The following is a 19,669-nucleotide window of genomic DNA, read 5'->3' as shown; positions in this document are numbered from 1 at the left end:
GCCATGAACAAACCTCTTGATCTGACCGAGTTCCACTGGCTGCTGGCGATCGTGCAGAGCATCGATGTCGGCGTCGTGGTGCTCGATCGCGACCACTGCGTGCAGGTCTGGAACACCTTCATGGAGAACCGCTCCGGGGTGCCGCCCAAGGATGCCATCAGCCAGTCGTTCTTCAGGCTGTTTCCCGAAGTCAACGAAGAGTGGTTCCGGCGCAAGCTCGACAGCGTCGCAACCCTGGGCACGGCAGCGTTCACCGTATGGGAACAACGCCCCTATCTGGTGCGGTTCAAGAACTACCAGCCGATCACCGGGCAGGAAGACTTCATGTACCAGAACACCACGCTGTTCCCGCTGCGCTCCACCGACAGCAGCATCAGCCACTTCTGCCTGGTGATCTATGACGTGACCGACGTCGCCACCAACCGGCACATGCTGCAGTCAGCCAATGCCCAGTTGCAGAAGCTGTCCAGCACCGATCGCCTGACCGGGCTATACAACCGTGGTCACTGGGAAGACAGCCTCAAGGTCGCGTATGCCCGCCATCAGCGGCATGGCAACCACACCAGCCTGGTGATGTTCGACATCGATCACTTCAAGCGCATCAACGACACCTATGGCCACCAGGCCGGCGACAAGGTGATCGAGCAGGTCGCCGCCCTGCTCCGACAGTACGTGCGCGACACCGATGTGGCCGGACGCTACGGCGGCGAGGAATTCGCGGTGGTGCTGTCGGACACCGACAAGCTCGGCGCAACAGCCTTCGCCGAGCGCCTGCGCAAAGCCGTGGAGGAACTGGAAGTCCAGCACGAGGGGCAGAGCATCCGCTTCACCATCAGCCTGGGTGTCGCCGATCTCGACCGGCCCTCGGACAGCCATGCCGATCTGATCGCATGGGCCGACCAGGCGCTGTATGCGTCGAAGAAGGGTGGGCGTAACCAGGTCTCGGTACACGCCTAGGTATCTGCCTCACCTGCGCTTTCCAGACTGACCTGTACCTGGCGCAAAAACCGGTCGAGCGCCGTGGACCGGGTGCTACGCGAGTGCCAATGCAACGACGCAGGTTCGCGATAACCCGCAACGTTAAAACTGGACTCCTATCAACCTCAACGTCGGCCAAGGCCAAAATGAGTCGATTCTAGAAACGGGAAAAATCAAATCAGTACTGAACGATTGGGATATAAATCAAGTCTCTAAATCCACCCCTTCCTTGCAGTCCGGGTCGAACAGGAAAATCCTGAAGACCTGGAAGACCCTGTGCGAGGCTGGTCGACATTTCGAACCGACGAGATTGGCTATATGCGAACCATCCCACTGAAATCGTTCAAGCCAATCGGATGTGCCGAGTGCCGCAACCCTGACGGCCTGGGATTCGACTTCACCATGGCGTTTCAACCCATCTTCAACGTCACCACCGCAAAGCCTTATGCCTACGAGGCTCTGGTTCGGGGCCTTGATGGGCAGTCGGCGGCCAGCATCCTGGCCAGAGTCAATGAAACCAACCGCTATCGGTTCGACCAGGCGTGCCGGGTCAAGGCGATCGAGTTGGCGGCACAACTCGGCATGCCGGCGATACCGGACTGCAAGCTGAGCATCAACTTTCTTCCCAACGCGGTCTACCGCGCCGAGACCTGTGTCCGCGCAACGCTGGAGGCCGCCAGTGAATGGGCATTCCCCATCGACCGGATCATGTTCGAAGTCACCGAAGGTGAGCAGGTCGAGGATCCCGATCATCTGAAATCCATCTTCCTCGAATACGAGCGCCAGGGATTCACCACAGCAATCGATGATTTCGGCTCGGGGTATTCAGGCCTCAACCTGCTGGCCATGTTCCAGCCCCAGGTGCTGAAAATCGACATGGCGCTGACCCGCGGCATCGGCCAGGACAGTGTGCGACGCGCCATTGTCGAAGGGATCGTTCTGGTTTCCAGGCGCCTGGGCATCACCGTCATCGCGGAGGGCATCGAAACACGCGAGGAACGAGACGCCCTTACAGCACTGGGTATCGAGTTGATGCAGGGGTACCTGTTCGCGAAACCGAGCATCGGCGTATTGCAATCGATGCCAACGGAGCTGATCTGAACGCTGGCTGGCCTCTGGAAACCCCATGAACGAAAAAGCCCGCTGACCGTCACCGGCAGCGAGCCATTTCATCTTTCAATCACCTTGAAGCGCGCCCGGGTTTGCTGATCAAGCGAGCTGCCGGCGAGTCACTGCTGTCCCCAGCCGACGATGCCCTTGATCTCCAGGAAGTCATGGATGCCCCACCCCGCATACTCGCGTCCGTTACCCGACTGCTTGTAGCCACCGAAGGGTGCGAAGGTGTCCCAGCTTGGGTAGTTCAGGTAGACCGAGCCGGCCCGCATGCGACCGGCGACGGCGCGGGCTTTTTCGAGATCCCGTGACTGCACGTAGGCCGCCAGGCCGTAGACCGTGTCGTTGGCCATCTCGATCGCCTGTTCCAGCGTGTCATAGGGCATGATCGACAGCACCGGACCGAAGATTTCCTCGCGGGCGATGGTCATGTGCGGCGTGACGTTGCCGAACACGGTCGGTCGCACGTAATAGCCCTTGTCCAGCCCGTCAGGCCGCCCGAGGCCGCCGGCGACCAGCGTGGCGCCCTCTTCGATGCCGCTGGCGATCAGCCCCTGGATCTTGTTGAACTGTGCCTCGCTGATGACCGGCCCCAGATTGGTTTTTTCGTCCAGCGGGCTGCCGGTGACCAATTGCCCGGCAGTCAGCCTGGCGATCTCCAGCGCGCGGGCATGCAGGCTGGCCGGCACCAGCATGCGGGTCGGCGCGTCGCAGGATTGCCCGGAGTTGGAGAAACAGCCCTGCACGCCCTTGGCCACCGCCACGTCGAGGTCGGCGTCCTCGAGCAGGATATTGGCCGACTTGCCGCCCAGTTCCTGGGCCACGCGCTTGACGGTATCGGCCGCCGTCTTGGCGACGATGATGCCGGCGCGAGTGGAGCCGGTGAACGAGACCATGTCCACTTTCGGGTGGCTCGCCATGTGCTGGCCCACGTCGGGACCGGTGCCGTTGAGCAGGTTGAACACCCCCGCCGGCACGCCGGCCTCATGCAGGATCTCGGCAAAGATGATGCCGGTGAGCGGCGCGATTTCGCTGGGCTTGAGTACCACGGTGCAGCCGGCGGCGATGGCCGGCGCCACCTTGCAGACGATCTGGTTCAGCGGCCAGTTCCACGGCGTGATCAGGGCGCACACGCCAATGGCCTCGCGCACCACATGGGTGGCACCGTGCTGCTCGCTGAACCGGAAGTTTTCCAGGGCGCTGATGGTGGATTCCAGGTGCGCGCGACCGCTCCAGATCTGCGCATCACGGGCAAAATGCAGCGGTGCCCCCATCTCCTGGCTGACAGCCTTGACCAGGTCTTCGTAGCGCAGGTTGTACACACGCAGGATTTCCTTGAGCAGGGCCAGGCGTTCAGCAACGGACGTATTCGAAAACGCCGGGAAGGCCCGGGCAGCGGCCTCTACCGCCTTGTCGACATCCCGGGCGTCGCCCACGGCGATCTGGACGAACGCCTGCTCGGTGGCAGGATCGATCACGTCCAGGGTGTTGCCGGCCTGCGGGGCTACCCACTGGCCGTCGATGTAAAACTTCAATGCGTTGTTCATGTCTGTCTCCACGTGAGCAGGACGCCGCGTGAGGCTCATCGCCCACGCGACAGGATTGACCCGACCTTGGCCACTCAAGCGTTGCTGGGGAACGCGAACTGGGCGGTTTCATGGCTGGCACGGCGCGGCCAGCGCTGGGTGATGGCTTTCTTGCGCGTGTAGAAACGCACACCGTCAGGGCCGTAGGCATGCAGGTCGCCGAACAGCGAACGTTTCCAGCCACCGAAGCTGTGGTAGCTGACCGGCACCGGCAACGGCACGTTGACACCGACCATGCCCACCTCGATCTCGTCGCAGAACAACCGGGCCGCTTCGCCGTCGCGGGTGAAGATGCAGGTGCCGTTGCCGTATTCGTGCGCGTTGATCAACTGCATCGCCGCTTCCAGGCTCGGCACGCGGACGATGCACAGCACCGGGCCGAAAATCTCGTCGGTGTAGATGCTCATCTGCGCGGTCACCCGGTCGAACAGCGTGCCGCCAACGAAGAAGCCCTGTTCATGGCCGGCCACCACCAGGTCGCGACCGTCCACCAGCAGCGTGGCGCCCTGGGCGACGCCTGCGTCGATGTAGCCCTTGACCTTGTCCCGCGCAGCGCCGGTCACTAGCGGCCCCATGTCCAGGCCGCACGAGGTGCCCGCGCCGATCTTCAAGGCGCGCACCTGCGGCACCAGTTTTTCCACCAGCGCATCGGCGATCGCATCGCCCACGCAGACCGCCACCGACAACGCCATGCAGCGTTCGCCACAAGAGCCATAGGCCGCGCCCATCAGCGCGCCGACGGCATTGTCGAGGTCGGCGTCGGGCATCAGCACCGCGTGGTTCTTCGCCCCGCCAAGGGCCTGCACGCGCTTGCCGCGCCTGGTGCCTTCGCTGTAGATGTATTCGGCGATGGGCGTGGAGCCGACAAAGCTCAGCGCCTTGACGTGCGGCGACTCGATCAGGCCATCGACCGCTTCCTTGTCGCCATGCACCACGCTCATGACGCCAGCGGGCAGCCCCGCCTGGATCAGCAGTTCGGCGATGTACAGGGTGGAACTGGGGTCGCGCTCGGAAGGCTTGAGGATGAAACAGTTGCCGCAGACGATGGCCAGCGGGTACATCCACAGCGGCACCATGGCCGGGAAGTTGAACGGCGTGATGCCGGCGACCACGCCCACCGGCTGCAGGTCGGTCCAGGCGTCGATGTGCGGGCCGACATTGCGGCTGTAGTCACCCTTGAGCAGCTCGGGTGCGCCGCAGGCGAACTCCACGTTCTCGATGCCACGCTTGAGTTCGCCTGCTGCGTCTTCGAGTGTCTTGCCGTGCTCTTCGCTGATCATCGCCGCGATGTCGGCTTCGTGTTGCTCCAGCAATTGCTTGAAGCGGTACATGATTTGCGCACGCTTGGCCGGCGGCGTATTACGCCACGCCGGGAAGGCAGCCCTGGCCGCCTCGATGGCCTGCTGCAGGGTGGCCGCATTGGCCAGCGCCACCTGCCTGACCACGGTGCCGGTGGACGGGTTGTAGACGTCAGCAGTGCGCCCGGTCCCCTGGACCCGCACACCGTTGATGAGATGAGGAACGATACTGCTCATGCATATTCTCCGATGCCGAAAGCCGGCTGTTCAGGGGCCGGTCAGGCCTTGACCGCTGCCTGCAGGGCGATTTCGACGAGGATGTTCTCCGCCGCCATGTTGGCCTCCACGGTGGCCCGTGCCGGCAGCGCGTCCTGCGGGATCCACTCGCGCCACACGGCGTTCATGGCGGCAAAATCCTGCACGGCATGCTTGAGCCAGATCTGCGCGAACAGGATGTGCGACTTGTCGGAGCCGGCTTCGACCAGCAGTGCATCGATCCGCGCCAGGACCTGGGCAGTCTGCCCGGAGACATCCTGGGTGCGGTCGGCCGGCACCTGGCCGGTGATGTAGACGATGCCGTTGTGCACCAGCGCGTGGCTGAGCAGGCCGGGGTTGGGTTGCAGACGAGTGATGGTCATGAGGTGATTCCTGTTGGGTGGTTGAATGCTGTTGAAGGTGAATAGCTCAGGCAATTTTCAGCACCGTGCGGCCCACCAACTGGCCCTGACGCATGCGCGCAAAGATGTCGTTGATGTCGTCCAGGCGCTCCAGGTTGACCTGGGCCTTGACCTGGCCGCGGGCGGCGAAGGCCACCGCCTCGTTGAGGTCCTGCCGGGTGCCGATGTTCGAGCCGGTGATGGACAGCTCCCAGCCGCTGATGCTGGAGATCGATGCGCGCACCGTATCGGCATCGCCACCGGGCAAGCCGATGAACACCGCCGTGCCGCCAGGGCGCAGCATCTTCACCGACTGCTCGAAGGCGGCATTGGCAGTGGCCGTCACCAGTACCGCGTGGACGCCACCCGGGATGTGCCGCTTGAGGGTTTCCACCGGGTTGTCGAGGGCGTCGACCAGGCACTCGGCACCATAACTGCGTGCCAGTTCCAGCTTGTCGGCGGACACATCGATGGCCGCCACCCGCAAGCCCATGGCGACGGCATACTGCACCGCCACATGGCCCAGGCCGCCGATGCCCATGACCGCCACCCACTGCCCCGCCCGGGCACGGGAGCGCTTCAGGCCCCGGTATGTAGTCACTCCGGCGCAGAGGATGGGCGCCAGGGCGTACAGATCGACCCCCGGCTCGATGGTGGCGACAAAGGCGGCCGGCGCCACCATGTACTCGGCGTAGCCGCCCTGCTTGCTGTAGCCGGTGGATTCGCGCTGGGCGCAGATGGTTTCCATGCCGCCCAGGCAGAACTCGCAGGTGCCGCACGCGCTGTACATCCATGGCATGCCGACGGCTGCGCCGATCGGCGGTTCGCTGACACCGGCACCATGGGCCGCCACATGCCCGGTGATTTCATGACCGGGGATCAGCGGCAGCGTCGGCAATGCGGACCAGTCGCCGTCAATCGCATGCAGGTCGCTGTGGCACACGCCACAGGCCGCGATACGAATGAGGATTTCGCCGGGGCCGGGCTTCGGAATCGGCACTTGCTCGATACGCAGCGGCTCACCTACAGCGTGCAGGACCGCAGCCTTCATGGTCTGACTCATAACTCTCTCCTTCACGTACGCCTGGGTTTCGGGCAATGGGGCACCTATACCGCCGGCCAGGGCCGGCAGCAGGGTGTGCGGGTGCAAGGGGGTCCCCGGGGCGTCAGCCCACGGGGCGTAAACTGCGCGCCGCGCTGGCTATGTTTCGGGCGGTGTTGATGACCTTGGGCGCCAGTTGGCTACGCGCGTCCTCGAGGGTCCAGCGGCTGAACGGCACGGAAATGTTGACCGCGCCCAACGGATAGCCATCGGCATTGACCACGGCGGCGGCAACGCTGATATCGCCGGCGAAGTACTCTTCCTGGGCATAGGCATACCCGGCGCTGCGGGCTTCGGCGACCAACGCACGCAGTTGGTCCAGTTCCGTCACCGTGCTGGCGGTATAGCCCTGACGCTCGGAGGCCATCAGGATCGCGTCGGACTCGTCTTCCGGCAGCGCTGCCAGGTAAGCACGGCCCGCCGATGTGCAGTACATGGGCAGGTGCCGGCCCAACGGCATGTGGATGGCAATCTGCTTGTGGCTTGGGAAACGTGCCACGTAGAGCATGTCCAACCCGCAGGGTTCGAGCAGGTTGCAGCTTTCCTCGACATTGCGGTTGAGCTCATGCAGATACGGATTGGAGCGCTCGATCAATTCGCTGGTCTGCAGGTAGCCGGTGCCCAGGTCCAGCGACTTGGGCGCCAGGCGAAGACGCTTGGTCACCGGCTCCTTGTACAGATAGCCCAGCGCTTCGAGGGTAAAGGCGGAACGCTGCACGGTGCTTTTGTTCAGCCCCGTGTGTTCGGCCAGCTCGACCAGGCTCATGCTCGGCCGCCCGGCTCGGAATGCCGTCAGGATCGAAAGCCCTTTCGACAGGGCAGTGATGAAAAGTGGTGAGTCTTCCAGGGAACTCATGGATTTATCCTTATTCTGCAGCATCGGCATACGCATCACGGTACGTTTCAGGTTATGCGGGTTCGAGGGCGTACGGTACCCGTTTGGCTCGCTCATTCGAAATGACTCAGTACGATGCCAGGTTCTACCACTGGCCGGTTCAGTTCGAATCGGTCCACGGCGAACGGGCGCATGCGCTCGTCCACCTGCCCGCTGACAATTGCCTTGGCCAACAGCTCGCCGGCAGCCGGAGCGCCTGCGTGGCCATAACACCAGCCAGCGCTGACAAACAGCCCCGGCAACGCATGATGGGCGCCCAGCAGCGGCCCGAAATCCTTGGAGATGTGTACCAGCCCCGCCCATTGGCGCAGGATCCGGGCGTGGCCCAGTTGCGGAAACATCTCCAGATACGCCCGCGCGGTGGCTGCCATCACGGGCACATCGGCATTCAGGGTGTGTTGCGGGCGCTCGGCCACCTCGGCCCCTCCCACCACTTCCCCACGCGCGGTCTGATGCATATAGCAAAGCCGATCCAGCAACGCCACGGCCGGACCGATCAGGGGCCGCGTGGGTTCCAGCGCCATGGCCTCCAGGCGCATCGGGTAGCCATCCAGCGGTACTCCGGCCATCTGCGCCAGGGCATTGCTCTGGGCACCACCGGCCAGTACCAGGGTGTCGCTGGCAATCCGCTGGTCGCCGACCCGCACCCCGGCAACCCGCCCGGCGCTCTGGTCGATGGCGGTGACGCAGGTGCGATAGTGAATGCTTACGCCCCGGGCCTCGCACGCCCGGCGATAGGCATGCATGGCCGCGTGGTGAGGCGCCACGCCGCTGTCAGGCAGGTGCAACGCCGCGCTCACCCGTTCATGGGCCAGGGCGGGTAGCACTTCACGCAACCGGCCCGGTGTCAGCAGGTGGGAATGGATCCCGCATTCCTTGTGCACGGCCAGCGTGCGGTCGAGCAATCCGGCCGTGGCACTGCGCTCGCCCACCATGGTGTAGCCGCGGCGGGAATACATGACGTTCTCGCCCAGGCGCCTGGACAGGCCTTGCCACAATTCGCAGGAATGGGCGAAGAAACGTGTCCACTCGGGAGAGCTGAAGGCACCGCGAATCAGCGTACCGTTGCGGCCCGAGGCACCGCCCTGCCAGTAGCCGGCGTCGAGCACGAGAATGTCGCGCACGCCCAGTTCTGCCAGATTGAACGCCAGCGACAGGCCCTGGATCCCTGCGCCGACAATGATGATCGATGCCTTGGCAGGCAAAGGATTAGGCGTATTCATTTCAAAGGCTCGACTACATCGGCCAGGCCCGCGGCCTGAGCGACGCTCAGGGCCCGGCGTGGCGGGCGCAGCGTCGGCCTGGCCAGCAGCTCCAGGGCGATACCGCTTCGGGCACTGACCCAGGCGCGCAGCGAATCCCAGCAGGGTTGTCCCTGGCAAGGGCCCATGCCGCACGAGGTCAGGCGTTTGATCACTTCCAGATCGGTGATGCCCTGCTCTACCAGCGCTTGCACCTCATGGCTGGACACGTCGAAGCACGGGCACAACAAGGTGTGACGGGACGCTGGCGCCGCCACGGGCACCGGCTGGTCCGGCTCGGCGGCAGCCCCCACCACTTGCCAGTCGCAAGGGCGCTGCTCGCGCAACTGCAGCAAGCCTTCGGCGCGACCCTGGAAGGTCAGGCTGGCCTCTGTCAACCAAGGGCCGGAATGTACCAGCGCATCGCAGGTAATGCGCTCGGCAAAATACGCTGCCTTGACCCTGTTGCGCCCCGCTACCCGACGCAAATCGCCCAACGGGCGCACCGCCACGACCTTCACGCCCAACTGGCGCAAGCGCCTGGCCAATGCCTCCTGATCACCGTTGCCCACCACGACCACCCGCTCGCCCGGCGCCACGGCCTGCTCACTGGCCATGATCAGGGCCGTGCGTGCCTCCATCACCCCCGGCAGCCACATACCGGGGACCACCGGCGGGCAGGCGCGCCGTCCGGTGGCGAGGACAATCTCCTCGGCTTCGAGCGCCAGCGCACCCAGGCTTGGGTCATGAGGCGCGCCCAGCAGCAGCTCGCCCTCGCGGTAGGCACCAAAAACCTCGACGCCCGTGACCAGCGTCACCCGCTCATCCAGGACTGGCCGAGCCAGGCCGGCGGCCCGGGCATACCGCGCCAGGTCATGACCACGGGTGACCAGCACCACATCCAGCCCTTGCGCAGCCGCCTCGTTGGCCGCCGCGCAGCCGGCGGGCCCGCCACCGATCACCAGGCGCCCGGCGCTCAAGCGACGGGCCGGCGGCACTGCGACCTCCCCGGTGGGGGTGGCCGGCCTGGCCGACCCGGCCAGAAACGCCAGGATCGCTTCCCAACGCTGGAACAACGCCGTTCCACTGGGCACCAGGTTGGTGTGCTCGAAACCGCCCTGGATCCAGCCCGACGGGATCAGCCGCGACAGGCGCAACACATCGAACGCCGGGCTCGGCCAGCAGTTCTGCATCTCCACCCGCACTCCGGCCGCCACCGGGAACAAGTCCAGACGCACGTTGGGCACGCCATCCACCCGCGCGAGCACCCCGCTCAGGTAATTGCCCGAGTAGCCCAACGGCCGGTGGGATTTGCGCGTCCAGGCCAGCACCTTGATGCCGTTGGCCAACAAGGCCGCGGCCAGGCTTTCGCCCCGGCGTCCCTGAACCGGGCGACCGTTCCAGAAGAACCCGACCACCTCGCCGCTGGCGTGTTCGAGCCGCAGGTCGACACCCCTCATGCCGCCGCCCTCCGGGCCTTGCGCTGGGCCATGATGCTGATGCACAGCATGCTGATCGACAGCAGCGTCATCAGTGTCGCCACCACCGCGATCAGCGGATCGATCTCCGAGCGCAGCGAACTGAACATGCGCTTGGTCAGGGTGGAACTGTCACCGCCACTGATGAACAGCGAGATCACCGCTTCGTCCAGGGAGATGGCAAAGGCGAACATGGCGGCGGCGATCACCGAAAAGCGGATCTGCGGCAAGGTCACGTCGAAGAACGCCCGCAGCCGGGTCGCCCCGAGAATGCATGCGGCCTGCTCCAGGGTCATGTCGTAGCTGCGCAGGCCGGCGCTGACGTTGATTACCACGTAAGGCAGCGCCAACAGCGTGTGCGCCAGCACCAGGCCGGGGATGGTGTTGTTCATGTCCATGCGGGCATAGACAAAGAACAGGCCGATGGCGATGAAGATCGTCGGCACGATCATCGGCGCCATCAGCAGGCCACGCAGCACGCCCGTCAGCCGCGATTGGGTGACATGCAGCGAATACGCGGCCGCCGTGCCCAGCGTGGTGGCCAGCAGCATGGTCAGCGTCGCGGTGATCAGCGACACCACCGTCGCGCTGCGCCACTCCAGGGAGGCGAAATAGCTGAAGAACGGCTCGATGCTCAGCGACTTGGGCGGAAAACTCAGGTAGCGCGCATCGGACAGCGACATGGGAATCACGATCAGGGTCGGCAGGACCAGGAACAGCATGGTCGCCAGGACCAGCACGTACAGCCAGGAACCACGCAGGGCAGCCATCAGGGTTTGCTTGAATCCGATCATGATCTCACTCGCTGCGCCGGCTGAGGCCGGCGCCCTTCTTGACGATGAACAACATGAGCAGGGTGGCCAGCAACAGCACCACGCCCAGCGAAGACGCCGCTCCCCAGTTGGCATACATCGAGACATCGCTCTCGATCCGCATGGAGATCATCTGCACCTTGCCACCACCCAGCAGCGCAGGCGTGACATAGAAGCCCAGCGTGATCACGAATACCAGGGTGGCACCGGCCGCCAGCCCCGGCAGCGACAACGGCAGGAACACATCGCGAAAGGCCCGGGAAGGCGACGCGCCGAAGGTGGCAGCCGCCTGGTTGTAGATCGGGTCGATGCTCTTCATCGCGGCATACAGAGGCAGGATCATGAATGGCAGCATGATGTGCACCATGCCGATCACCGTGCCGGTCAGGTTATGCACCAGTGCCAGCGGCGTGTCGGTCAGGCCCAGGCTCATCAGCAGGTCGTTGGCGATACCGCGACGCTGCAGGATGATCAGCCACGCATAGGTACGCACCAGCAGCGAGGTCCACAGCGACACCAGCAGCAGCCCCATGGCCAGGTTGGCCAGCCAGCGCGCGCCCTTGACCATGAAGTAGGCGTAGGGGTAGCCGATCAGCACGCAGGCGATGGTGACAATGATGCTGATCTTGAAGGTCTGCACGAACGTCAGCACATAGATCGGCTCCAGCAGCCGGGTATAGTTCTCCACCGTCAACTGGCCGTTGGCATCGAACAACGACAGCCAGAACAACCAGCCGATCGGCAGGACGAAGGTCAGCAGCACCAGCAGCAACGCAGGCAATCCCGAGCCGAACAGATACCAGCGGTGACGCCGCTCGGCACTGCGCAAGCGACGGGCATTCAACGCGTCCAGATCGCCAATGCTCATGGTTCGTCTCCAACCACCAGGGTGTCCTGCGGGTGCAGGCCAAGCACCACGGCCTCGCCACGGGCTGGCAGGCGGCCGCTTTCGGAGCTGCGGGTCGGCCGGCGGATGGCGACCGACATGCCCTCGCCCAGGTCGATCTGCACCAGTTGGCTCTCACCCTGGAAAATCACATCGGTGACATGGCCGTAAAGTTGGTTGTACTCAGTGGCATCGGCCGAAACGAATTGCAGTTTTTCCGGACGAACCACCAGGCTAGGGTTCTTGAGCCCGGCCACCGCGCTGACAGTGGCCAGGGAACGTCCCTGGAATCGAGCGCCCCCTTCGTGCGCCACCACCGGCAGACAGGACGACTCGCCGACGAACTCTGCAACGAAGCGATTGGCCGGGCGCTCGTAGAGGTTCACCGGCGTATCGATCTGGCGAATCCTGCCCTTGCTCATCACCGCAATGCGGTCGGACATGGTCAAGGCTTCGCGCTGGTCATGGGTCACGTAGACTACGGTCATGCCCAGGCGCTCATGCAAGCGGCGCAGTTCCAGTTGCATGGTTTCCCGCAGGCGTTTGTCGAGCGCCGACAGCGGCTCATCCATCAACAGGATCTTCGGCTCGAAGACGATGGCCCGGGCCAGGGCAATCCGCTGGCGCTGACCACCCGACATCTCGGTGATATTTCGCTCGATCAAATGGTCGAGCTCTACCGTGGCCAATGCCTGCTCCACCCGCTGGCGAATTTCAGCGCGTGCGTAACCGCGCAGCTTCAGCGGGTAGGCGACGTTCTGGAACACGTTCATGTGCGGGAACAGTGCGTAGCTCTGGAACATCATGCCGACATCGCGTTTGTGTGGCGGCTCGAAAATCATCTCCCGACCGCCAAAGCGAATACTGCCGGCGTCAGGGCGAACAAAACCGGCCAGCGCCATCAGCAGCGTGGTCTTGCCGGACCCCGAGGAACCGAGCAGAGAAAGGAATTCGCCACTCTTGATCGAGAGTGAGACATCATCCAACGCAGCAAAGCTGTCGTAGGTCTTGGTAAGGTTCTCGATGTCGATCGACATCGAAAGTTTAGGGTCTTCGGACATACACACACTCGGCACAAACGGGCAACTTCAGCCCTTTTTATTGAAGCAGGGACGCCGAGGCGCCCCTCCTTACTTCGCGTCTGGCAGCAACCGTCAATGCGCCAGGAACAAGGCGAAGCGCTGGCGAACGGCAGCTTGATTGCTTACCCACCACTCGGGAGACACCGAGACCACCTTGTCGATGTTCTGCGGCGAGGTGGGCAGGCGTGCCGCCAGTTCCTCGGTGATCACCGGCTCCTGGTATGCCTGGCTGTTGACCGGCGAGTAGGGAATGAGCGTCGCCAGGGCTGCCTGGCTCTGCGGCGTCATGATCTGGGCGATCAGCTTCATTGCCAGGTCCTTGTTGGCCGCCCCCTTGGGAACGATCAGGCAGTCATGGCTCAACAGGGCGCCGTCGAAGCTGTAGTTCACCTTCTCGCCGCTGGCCTTGACATCATTCACCCGTCCGTTCCAGATCGCCAGGAAGTCGACCTCGCGGCTGCGCAACAGCTGCGCCGAGTCGGCACCGGCACTCCACCAGTTGACCACCTGTGGCTTGATCCGCTCGAGCACCTTGATGGCGCGCTCGACATCCAGCGGATACAGGTCTTTCGGCGCAACGCCGTCACCCAGCAACGCCGCCTCCATGGTCAACCAGGGTTGCCGATACAGGGCACGGGCGCCCTTGACCTGCGGATCGAAAAACTGCTGCCAGTTCTTCGCCACGGGAGCACCGGTGTCATCGGCCCAAGCCACGACGGTGGCGTAGGCATGGCTGGCGATCCAGTGACTGCTGACCACGCTCTTGTCGACGTGAGTCGCATCGATCACCGAGTAGTCGAGGGGTTCGACCAGGCCTTCCTGCTGGGCCTGGGCGCACTCCGTGCTGCCCAGCTCCACGACATCCCATTTCGGCTTGCCCGACATGACCTGGGCGCGCACCGCCGCCAGGCCATCCATGTTGTCTTCTTTGATCGTCACGCCCAGCACCTTGGCCGCAGGCTCCAGGTAGGCCTTGCGCTCGGCATCCTGCAATGCCCCACCCCAGCCCGAAAACGTCAGGCTGTCGGCCAGCGCGGTACAGCTTGCGGCCAGGGCCAATGCGGCCACGACGGCCGTATGCAAAGTTTTCCTCTTGAAACCGGACATATCCGAGCCTCCCATCAATTCTGGATGAACAAGTCAAAACGACGCTGGACTTCCGCCTGGTGCGCCTGCCACCAGACCGGGTCGAAGAACACCACCTTGTCGACGTTCGCAGGTGCGGTTGGCAAGGTCGCGGCCATGGCGGGCGGGATGATGTCGGTGTCGTAGGCCTTGACGTTGATGGGCGGGTTCGGAATCAGGGTGACCAGTGTCGCCTGGCTTTCCGGCTTCATGATCTGCGCAATCAGCTTCATGGCCAGTTCCTTGTTCGGCGCGCCCTTGGGCACGACCACACAGTCGTAGTCGAGCAGCGCGTGATCATAGGTGTAGTCGACGTTCTCGCCGGACTTCTTCAGGTCTTCGACCCGCGAGGCCCAGATCGCCAGGGCATCCACTTCGCGGCTGCGCAGCAATTGCGCGGAGTCGGTACCGCTGCGCCACCAATTGACCACCTGCGGCTTGATACGCTCCAGCACCTTGAAGGCACGGTCGACATCCAATGGATAAAGGGCCTTGGGGGACACACCGTCAGCGATCAGGGCCAGCTCCAGCGTGGTATAGGGCTGGCGATACATGGCGCGGGAGGCCTTGACCTGGGGATCGAAGAACTCCTTCCAGGTTTTTGGCGCATTGCCGTTGGCATCGTTGGCCCAGGCCAGCACGGTGGAGTAGGCATTGCTGGCGATCCAGTTCTTGCCGTAGAAGTTGGCTGCCACGCCTTCGGTGCTGATCACCGAGTAATCGAGGGGTTCGGTCAGGCCCTGTTCCTGGGCGAGCACGCAATCATTGGAGGCCAGCTCGACCACGTCCCACTTCGGCTTGCCCGACATCACCTGGGCACGCACTGCAGCCAGACCGTCCATGTTGTCTTCCTGGATCCTGATCCCCAGGGCCGCCTCTGCCGGTTTGAGATAGGCCTTGCGTTCAGCGTCCTGCAACGCCCCGCCCCAACCAGCGAATGTAACGGTACCCGCAGCCTGCACAGGGGCCACGGAACACACGGACAAGGCCAGCGCCACGCCAGCCAAGCGCTTATTGATCGAATGCATTTTCAACTCCTGAGTTATTTTAGTTAGACAGTTGAATCGAACGCGGGGCGAAATCACCCGAACCACTCTTTTTATAATGACGGAGGCAGCACTTGTGCCTCTCTAATTCCGGCCTCTACCGCAAACATACGGGATGCGAAAAGCCTATTGGGAATCCTTGAACCGATACCAGGCGTAGGTCATGCGTTGCCCCAACCGCAGGAACGGCTGGAAGGGAAAACGCTTGGGAACCTGGTGCAGGAAATCGATCGAGGTGGGCTGCGTTGTCCCCGTCAGCATCTGCGCCAGGCGCTTGCCGGTCTGCACCGAGAACGACACACCGCTACCGGCATAACCACCACCGGCGTACACGTTGTCGAGCCCCGGCACCCGGCAGATGAAGGGCAGCGAGTTTTCGCTGACCGCGACCCAGCCGCCCCAGTTGTAATCCACTTCAATACCGGCCAGTACCGGAAACTTGCGGCACAGCGCGTCGTGCAGGTTCTGCCTGTGACGAGGATCGTCCGCCTCCCGACCGGTGATGGCGCTGCGTCCACCGAACAAAATGCGGTCGTCCGGCAGGCGTCGGTAATACGAGAGCAGGTTGCGGGTATCGAACATGCATTCGCTGCCTGGAAGGCTGAGCCGCTTCTCTTCCGAAGTCAGGGGGCGGGTCACGATGATTTGCGAATGAACCGGCAGCACACGTCCGGCAGTGGCCTTGTTCAGTGCTGGCGAGGTGTAGCCATTGGTCGCCACCACGACCTTGCGGGCCGTAACCACACCACCAGGCGTGACCAAACGATGAACACCGTTGCTGCTGTGCCACTCCATCACCGGTGACGAGGTGTGCACCCTGGCACCGGCCGTGCGCGCCATGCGGTGAAGCCCCCAGGCCAGCTTGAGTGGGTGCATGGAAAACCCGTCCGGCATATACAAGGCGCCGAATGCTTCGGCGCCGCTGTGCACCGAATGCACCTGGCTGCCACTGACAAACTCGGCGCGGTAGTTCAATACATCGTTGTACAGGCCCACCTCGTGCTTGAGTGCCTCGACGTGTGACGCATGGCTCGCCACCTTGTAAACGCCATCGGGCTGTGGATCGCAGGCGATCGCTCCGTCGCGGATCAGTCCGCGAACGGTGTTGAGCCCGTCGGACATCTCCTCGAAATAGGCCTTGGCCCTGGTTGCGCCGTAGCGCTTGATCAACTGTGCCAGCGGCACACGACCACCGGAAATACGCGCAAAACTGCCATTACGACCGCTGCACCCCCAGGCCACCTGATTCGCCTCCAGCACCACGGCATTGATCCCATGATCACGAGCCAGATGCAGCGCGCAACTGAGCCCCGTGTAGCCGGCCCCGATGATGGCAACCTCTACATCGACTGCACCCGAGATCGGGCCATCGTCATCCGGGGCCTCACCCGCTGTATCAACCCAATAGGAGGGCGAATGTGGCATTCCTGCGCCTGGGGTAGCACTGACAAGAGGATCGTACAATTTAGACTCCGTATCGCTGTGCGATTCGACAAAATCACTTAACAAAAATAATCCGCCACATATCGATCCATGTCAATCGAATGAATGGTATCGACCTTCTTTTTTTGATTTAGGAAGGGGAATCGCCAGAAACAAGCCGTGCTTTTCGAACAACCGCCTGCGGGGCGTAGGAGGTGCTGTTCGGCTGCTCGTTGATAGCCACGAGACGATGCTGCGGGATGCAGAAATGACTATGCGTAGCTGATAGCGCTGGACGTGTATCCCGACGGGCGGAAGGTAATACCCCGCCCTTTCATAGGTTGCCGCCGGGTTACCCACAGATTCGACAACGCAGATAGCGTGGATCGATACGAAATCGGTCATGTGGGCGGGGGACAAGCTGCAAGGGCGATAGACCTCATCCGCTCGCCCTGCCCACTTGGCGCAATCACCAGTCGTAACTGAGGGTCGCAATCACGTTACGGCGGTTCCCGTAGAGCACGGAGTTCTCGTAGAACCCTGGCTGGAAGTAGTGCTTGTCGAACAGGTTGCTGGCCGAGACCGACGCTCGCGTGCCGTCCAGGCCAATGCCCGCCAGGTCATAACGCAGGGTGGCGTCGGTCAGGCTGTAATGCGGTGTCTTCAGCGTGTGCTGGACGTTGTACGAAGAGCCGACGTAGCGCTGCCCGAGGCCCATGCCCACGCCCTTGAATGCACCGTCGGCGACGGTGTAGTCGAGCCAGAGACTCGCGGTGTTGCGCGGAATCGCCCGCGGCGTGTTGCCTTTGAAGGCGTTGTCTTCGGTGATTTCGGCATCGAGGTAGGCGTAGGACGCCAGCAGGTTCAGTTCACGGCCGAGACTGGCCTTGCCCTCCACTTCCAGCCCGCGCGAACGCACCTCCCCACTCTGGACCGAGAAGCCGGGATTGAGCGGGTCGGTGGTGGAAACATTTGTTTGCAGCAGGTCGAACGCCGAGACGGTAACGAAAGCGTCATAACCCGGCGGCTGGTACTTCACCCCCACCTCGTATTGACGGCCCTCGGTGGGCTTGAACAGCTTGCCATTGCGGTCGGCTTCAGGGTTGGGCTGGAACGAGGTGGTGTAGCTGACGTAAGGCGTGATGCCATTGTCGAACAGGTAGGCGAGCCCGACGCGACCGGTGAACTCGCGGTCGCGCTGCACGGTGTCGACCTGCTCGGTGCCGAAGTACACGCCCTTCTCCCTGGCGGTTGACCAGTCCTGGCGCCCGCCGAGAGTCAAGGCCCAGCGGTCGAGCTTGATCTGGTCCTGTACATACAGTCCGACCTGTTGCAGGCGGGTGTCGGTGTCGCGTTGCAGCGGGTCGTACCAGATCGCTCCGCCGCCATAAACCGGGCGGTACAGGTCGATCATTTCGAATCCAGGTTCGGGGTCGCCGTTGCGGCGCGTCTCGAAGGCCTTGTAGTGCGAGTAGTCCAGCCCGACCAGCAGCGTGTGCTGCAAGGGGCCGCTGTCAAACAGGCCCTGCAGGTTGTTGTCGACCAGGAAGGTGTCGCTGCTTTTCGGGCGATTCTGCAGACCGATATCCTGGGTGCGCCCATCGGCGTTGAGCACCGTGTCCGGGCCGCTGGAGAGGTAACCGACGCTGGAGTGCATGTAGCGCAGGTTCTGCTTGAGCTTCCAGTCGTTGTTGAACAGGTGCTCGTACTGCAGGCCGATCGAGGTGTTTTCGCTGTGGTAGTAACTGCCCTTCCAGCCCAGATCGGTGTCTGAATCTATGTGGCCGTAGGGGCTCTTCAGCACCGTGCCGATAGCGGGAAAACTCTGCTCGGAACCGCCAATGCGGCTCTTGCTGTAGCTGCCAAGCAAGGTCAGGGTGTTGGTATCGTCGGCCTTCCAGGTCAGCGAGGGCGCCACGAAAGTGCGGTCATCGGGGGCATGCCTGACCTGGGTGTCGCTATCCCGTTGCAGCAGCAGGCGCCCGAACAGGGTGCCGTCGCTGTCCAGTTGGTCGCCCACATCAAGGCCCAGTTGGCGGCGGTCGAAGCTGCCGCCCTGCACCTCCACATGGCGAATGGGTGTCTCCTGCGGGCGCTTGCTGGTCATGTTGACCACGCCTCCCGGCGCCATTTGCCCGAACAGCACCGAGGCCGGTCCCTTGATCACATCCACTCGCTCCAGGCCGAAGGTCTCGAAGTTGGTGTCGTACTGGTTGAAACCGGTGCGCAGGCCATCCTGATACAGGCCGAACAGGTTGAAGGCACGAAATCCGCGCAGGAAGATGTCCGGCGCACCTTGCCCGCCCGCGTAATCCAGCGCGCGAATGCCAGGGGTGTAGGCCACGGCGGCGTTGAAGTCCTGCACGCCGCGCTGGTCCATTTCGTCTCGGGTAATCACCGATATGCTCTGTGGGATTTCATTGATCGGCGTGTCGGTCTTGCTACCGACCGTGGTGCGCTTGGCCACGTAGCCCTGCACCGGCCCGTCAGCGCTGCTTTCGGAGCTACGGCTATCGATGATCTGGGTGGCCTCGAGTTGCAACGACGCCTCGGTCTGCGGGATGACCGCCAGCACGTAAACACCGCTGCCCTGGCCTATCGCCTGCAAACCACTGCCATTCAACAGGCGCACGAAGCCCTCCTGAGGCGCAAAACTACCTTGCAGGCCCGCGCTCTGACGACCTTGCACCAAGGCCGGGTCGATAGCGAGGTTGATGCCTGCACGGGCGGCAAAGCTGGACAGCACCTGGCCCAGCGGGCCGGGCGCAATGGCGTAAAGCCGAGCGTCCGCAGCGAACAACAGTGGGCTGGCACTGGCGCCTAGCGCCAGGACAGTCACCTGAACGGTGGAAGCAAGAGGTGAGGAACGAAAGGAAGAAGGCATGCAGACTCCGCATCGATTAGACCTGTTTGCCTTGAGGACACGCGAGCGCGATAAAACAGGACAGC

At 63.2% G+C, this 19,669-nt stretch carries 16 protein-coding genes; 2 read left to right on the top strand and 14 right to left on the bottom strand.

Annotation, left to right across the window (positions count from 1 at the left end; genetic code table 11):
- Positions 1–3: 3 nt before the first annotated feature.
- A complete protein-coding gene (locus ACKLLE_RS11355; RefSeq protein ID WP_420057978.1) occupies positions 4–957 on the top strand; it encodes a GGDEF domain-containing protein in 954 nt (317 codons plus the stop codon).
- A gap of 339 nt (positions 958–1,296) precedes the next feature.
- Positions 1,297–2,079: an EAL domain-containing protein gene (locus ACKLLE_RS11350; RefSeq protein ID WP_420058013.1), complete on the top strand. Its 783-nt coding sequence runs from the start codon at positions 1,297–1,299 to the stop codon at positions 2,077–2,079.
- A 128-nt stretch (positions 2,080–2,207) separates the two neighbouring features.
- Here the strand turns inward: ACKLLE_RS11350 and ACKLLE_RS11345 are convergent, their stop codons facing one another.
- The 14 genes from ACKLLE_RS11345 to ACKLLE_RS11280 form a co-directional block, all read right to left on the bottom strand.
- Positions 2,208–3,638, bottom strand: coding sequence for an aldehyde dehydrogenase family protein (locus ACKLLE_RS11345; protein WP_420057976.1), 1,431 nt, complete (start codon positions 3,636–3,638; stop codon positions 2,208–2,210).
- Positions 3,639–3,712: 74 nt separating this feature from the next.
- Entirely contained in the window at positions 3,713–5,212 is a 1,500-nt protein-coding gene (locus ACKLLE_RS11340; protein WP_420057974.1) for a CoA-acylating methylmalonate-semialdehyde dehydrogenase, read from the bottom strand.
- 41 nt (positions 5,213–5,253) lie between these two features.
- Positions 5,254–5,613, bottom strand: a complete 360-nt coding sequence (locus ACKLLE_RS11335) for a RidA family protein (protein ID WP_420057972.1) — start codon at positions 5,611–5,613, stop codon at positions 5,254–5,256.
- 46 nt (positions 5,614–5,659) lie between these two features.
- On the bottom strand, positions 5,660–6,694 hold the full coding sequence (locus ACKLLE_RS11330) for a zinc-dependent alcohol dehydrogenase (RefSeq protein WP_420057970.1): 1,035 nt from the start codon (positions 6,692–6,694) through the stop codon (positions 5,660–5,662).
- Between the two features lie 103 nt (positions 6,695–6,797).
- The gene (locus ACKLLE_RS11325; RefSeq protein WP_420057969.1) at positions 6,798–7,589 is read right to left on the bottom strand and encodes an IclR family transcriptional regulator; all 792 of its coding nucleotides are present in this window, start codon (positions 7,587–7,589) and stop codon (positions 6,798–6,800) included.
- A 92-nt stretch (positions 7,590–7,681) separates the two neighbouring features.
- Positions 7,682–8,851, bottom strand: coding sequence for an NAD(P)/FAD-dependent oxidoreductase (locus ACKLLE_RS11320; protein WP_279896960.1), 1,170 nt, complete (start codon positions 8,849–8,851; stop codon positions 7,682–7,684).
- The gene (locus tag ACKLLE_RS11315) at positions 8,848–10,329 is read right to left on the bottom strand and encodes a 2Fe-2S iron-sulfur cluster-binding protein (protein ID WP_420057967.1); all 1,482 of its coding nucleotides are present in this window, start codon (positions 10,327–10,329) and stop codon (positions 8,848–8,850) included. Before ACKLLE_RS11315 ends, ACKLLE_RS11320 begins: the two co-directional genes overlap by 4 nt.
- Positions 10,326–11,141, bottom strand: a complete 816-nt coding sequence (locus ACKLLE_RS11310) for an ABC transporter permease (RefSeq protein ID WP_420057966.1) — start codon at positions 11,139–11,141, stop codon at positions 10,326–10,328. Before ACKLLE_RS11310 ends, ACKLLE_RS11315 begins: the two co-directional genes overlap by 4 nt.
- Positions 11,142–11,145: 4 nt before the next feature.
- Positions 11,146–12,027: an ABC transporter permease gene (locus ACKLLE_RS11305; protein ID WP_009399650.1), complete on the bottom strand. Its 882-nt coding sequence runs from the start codon at positions 12,025–12,027 to the stop codon at positions 11,146–11,148.
- A complete protein-coding gene (locus ACKLLE_RS11300; protein ID WP_420057965.1) occupies positions 12,024–13,106 on the bottom strand; it encodes an ABC transporter ATP-binding protein in 1,083 nt (360 codons plus the stop codon). The genes ACKLLE_RS11305 and ACKLLE_RS11300 overlap by 4 nt, the downstream gene beginning before the upstream one ends.
- Positions 13,107–13,199: 93 nt before the next feature.
- Positions 13,200–14,210 (bottom strand): ABC transporter substrate-binding protein, encoded by a 1,011-nt coding sequence (locus ACKLLE_RS11295; RefSeq protein ID WP_420057963.1) that lies wholly within the window; start codon positions 14,208–14,210, stop codon positions 13,200–13,202.
- A gap of 38 nt (positions 14,211–14,248) precedes the next feature.
- Entirely contained in the window at positions 14,249–15,280 is a 1,032-nt protein-coding gene (locus ACKLLE_RS11290; protein ID WP_420057961.1) for a polyamine ABC transporter substrate-binding protein, read from the bottom strand.
- 144 nt (positions 15,281–15,424) lie between these two features.
- The gene (locus ACKLLE_RS11285) at positions 15,425–16,762 is read right to left on the bottom strand and encodes an NAD(P)/FAD-dependent oxidoreductase (RefSeq protein ID WP_420057960.1); all 1,338 of its coding nucleotides are present in this window, start codon (positions 16,760–16,762) and stop codon (positions 15,425–15,427) included.
- Positions 16,763–17,189: 427 nt separating this feature from the next.
- Positions 17,190–19,604, bottom strand: coding sequence for a TonB-dependent siderophore receptor (locus tag ACKLLE_RS11280; RefSeq protein WP_420057959.1), 2,415 nt, complete (start codon positions 19,602–19,604; stop codon positions 17,190–17,192).
- Positions 19,605–19,669 lie beyond the last annotated feature (65 nt).

It is taken from the genome of Pseudomonas bharatica, from assembly GCF_048586865.1.
In the GTDB taxonomy this organism is placed as follows: Bacteria; Pseudomonadota; Gammaproteobacteria; order Pseudomonadales; family Pseudomonadaceae; genus Aquipseudomonas; species Aquipseudomonas bharatica.
This window is presented reverse-complemented; position numbering and strand designations above follow the sequence as displayed.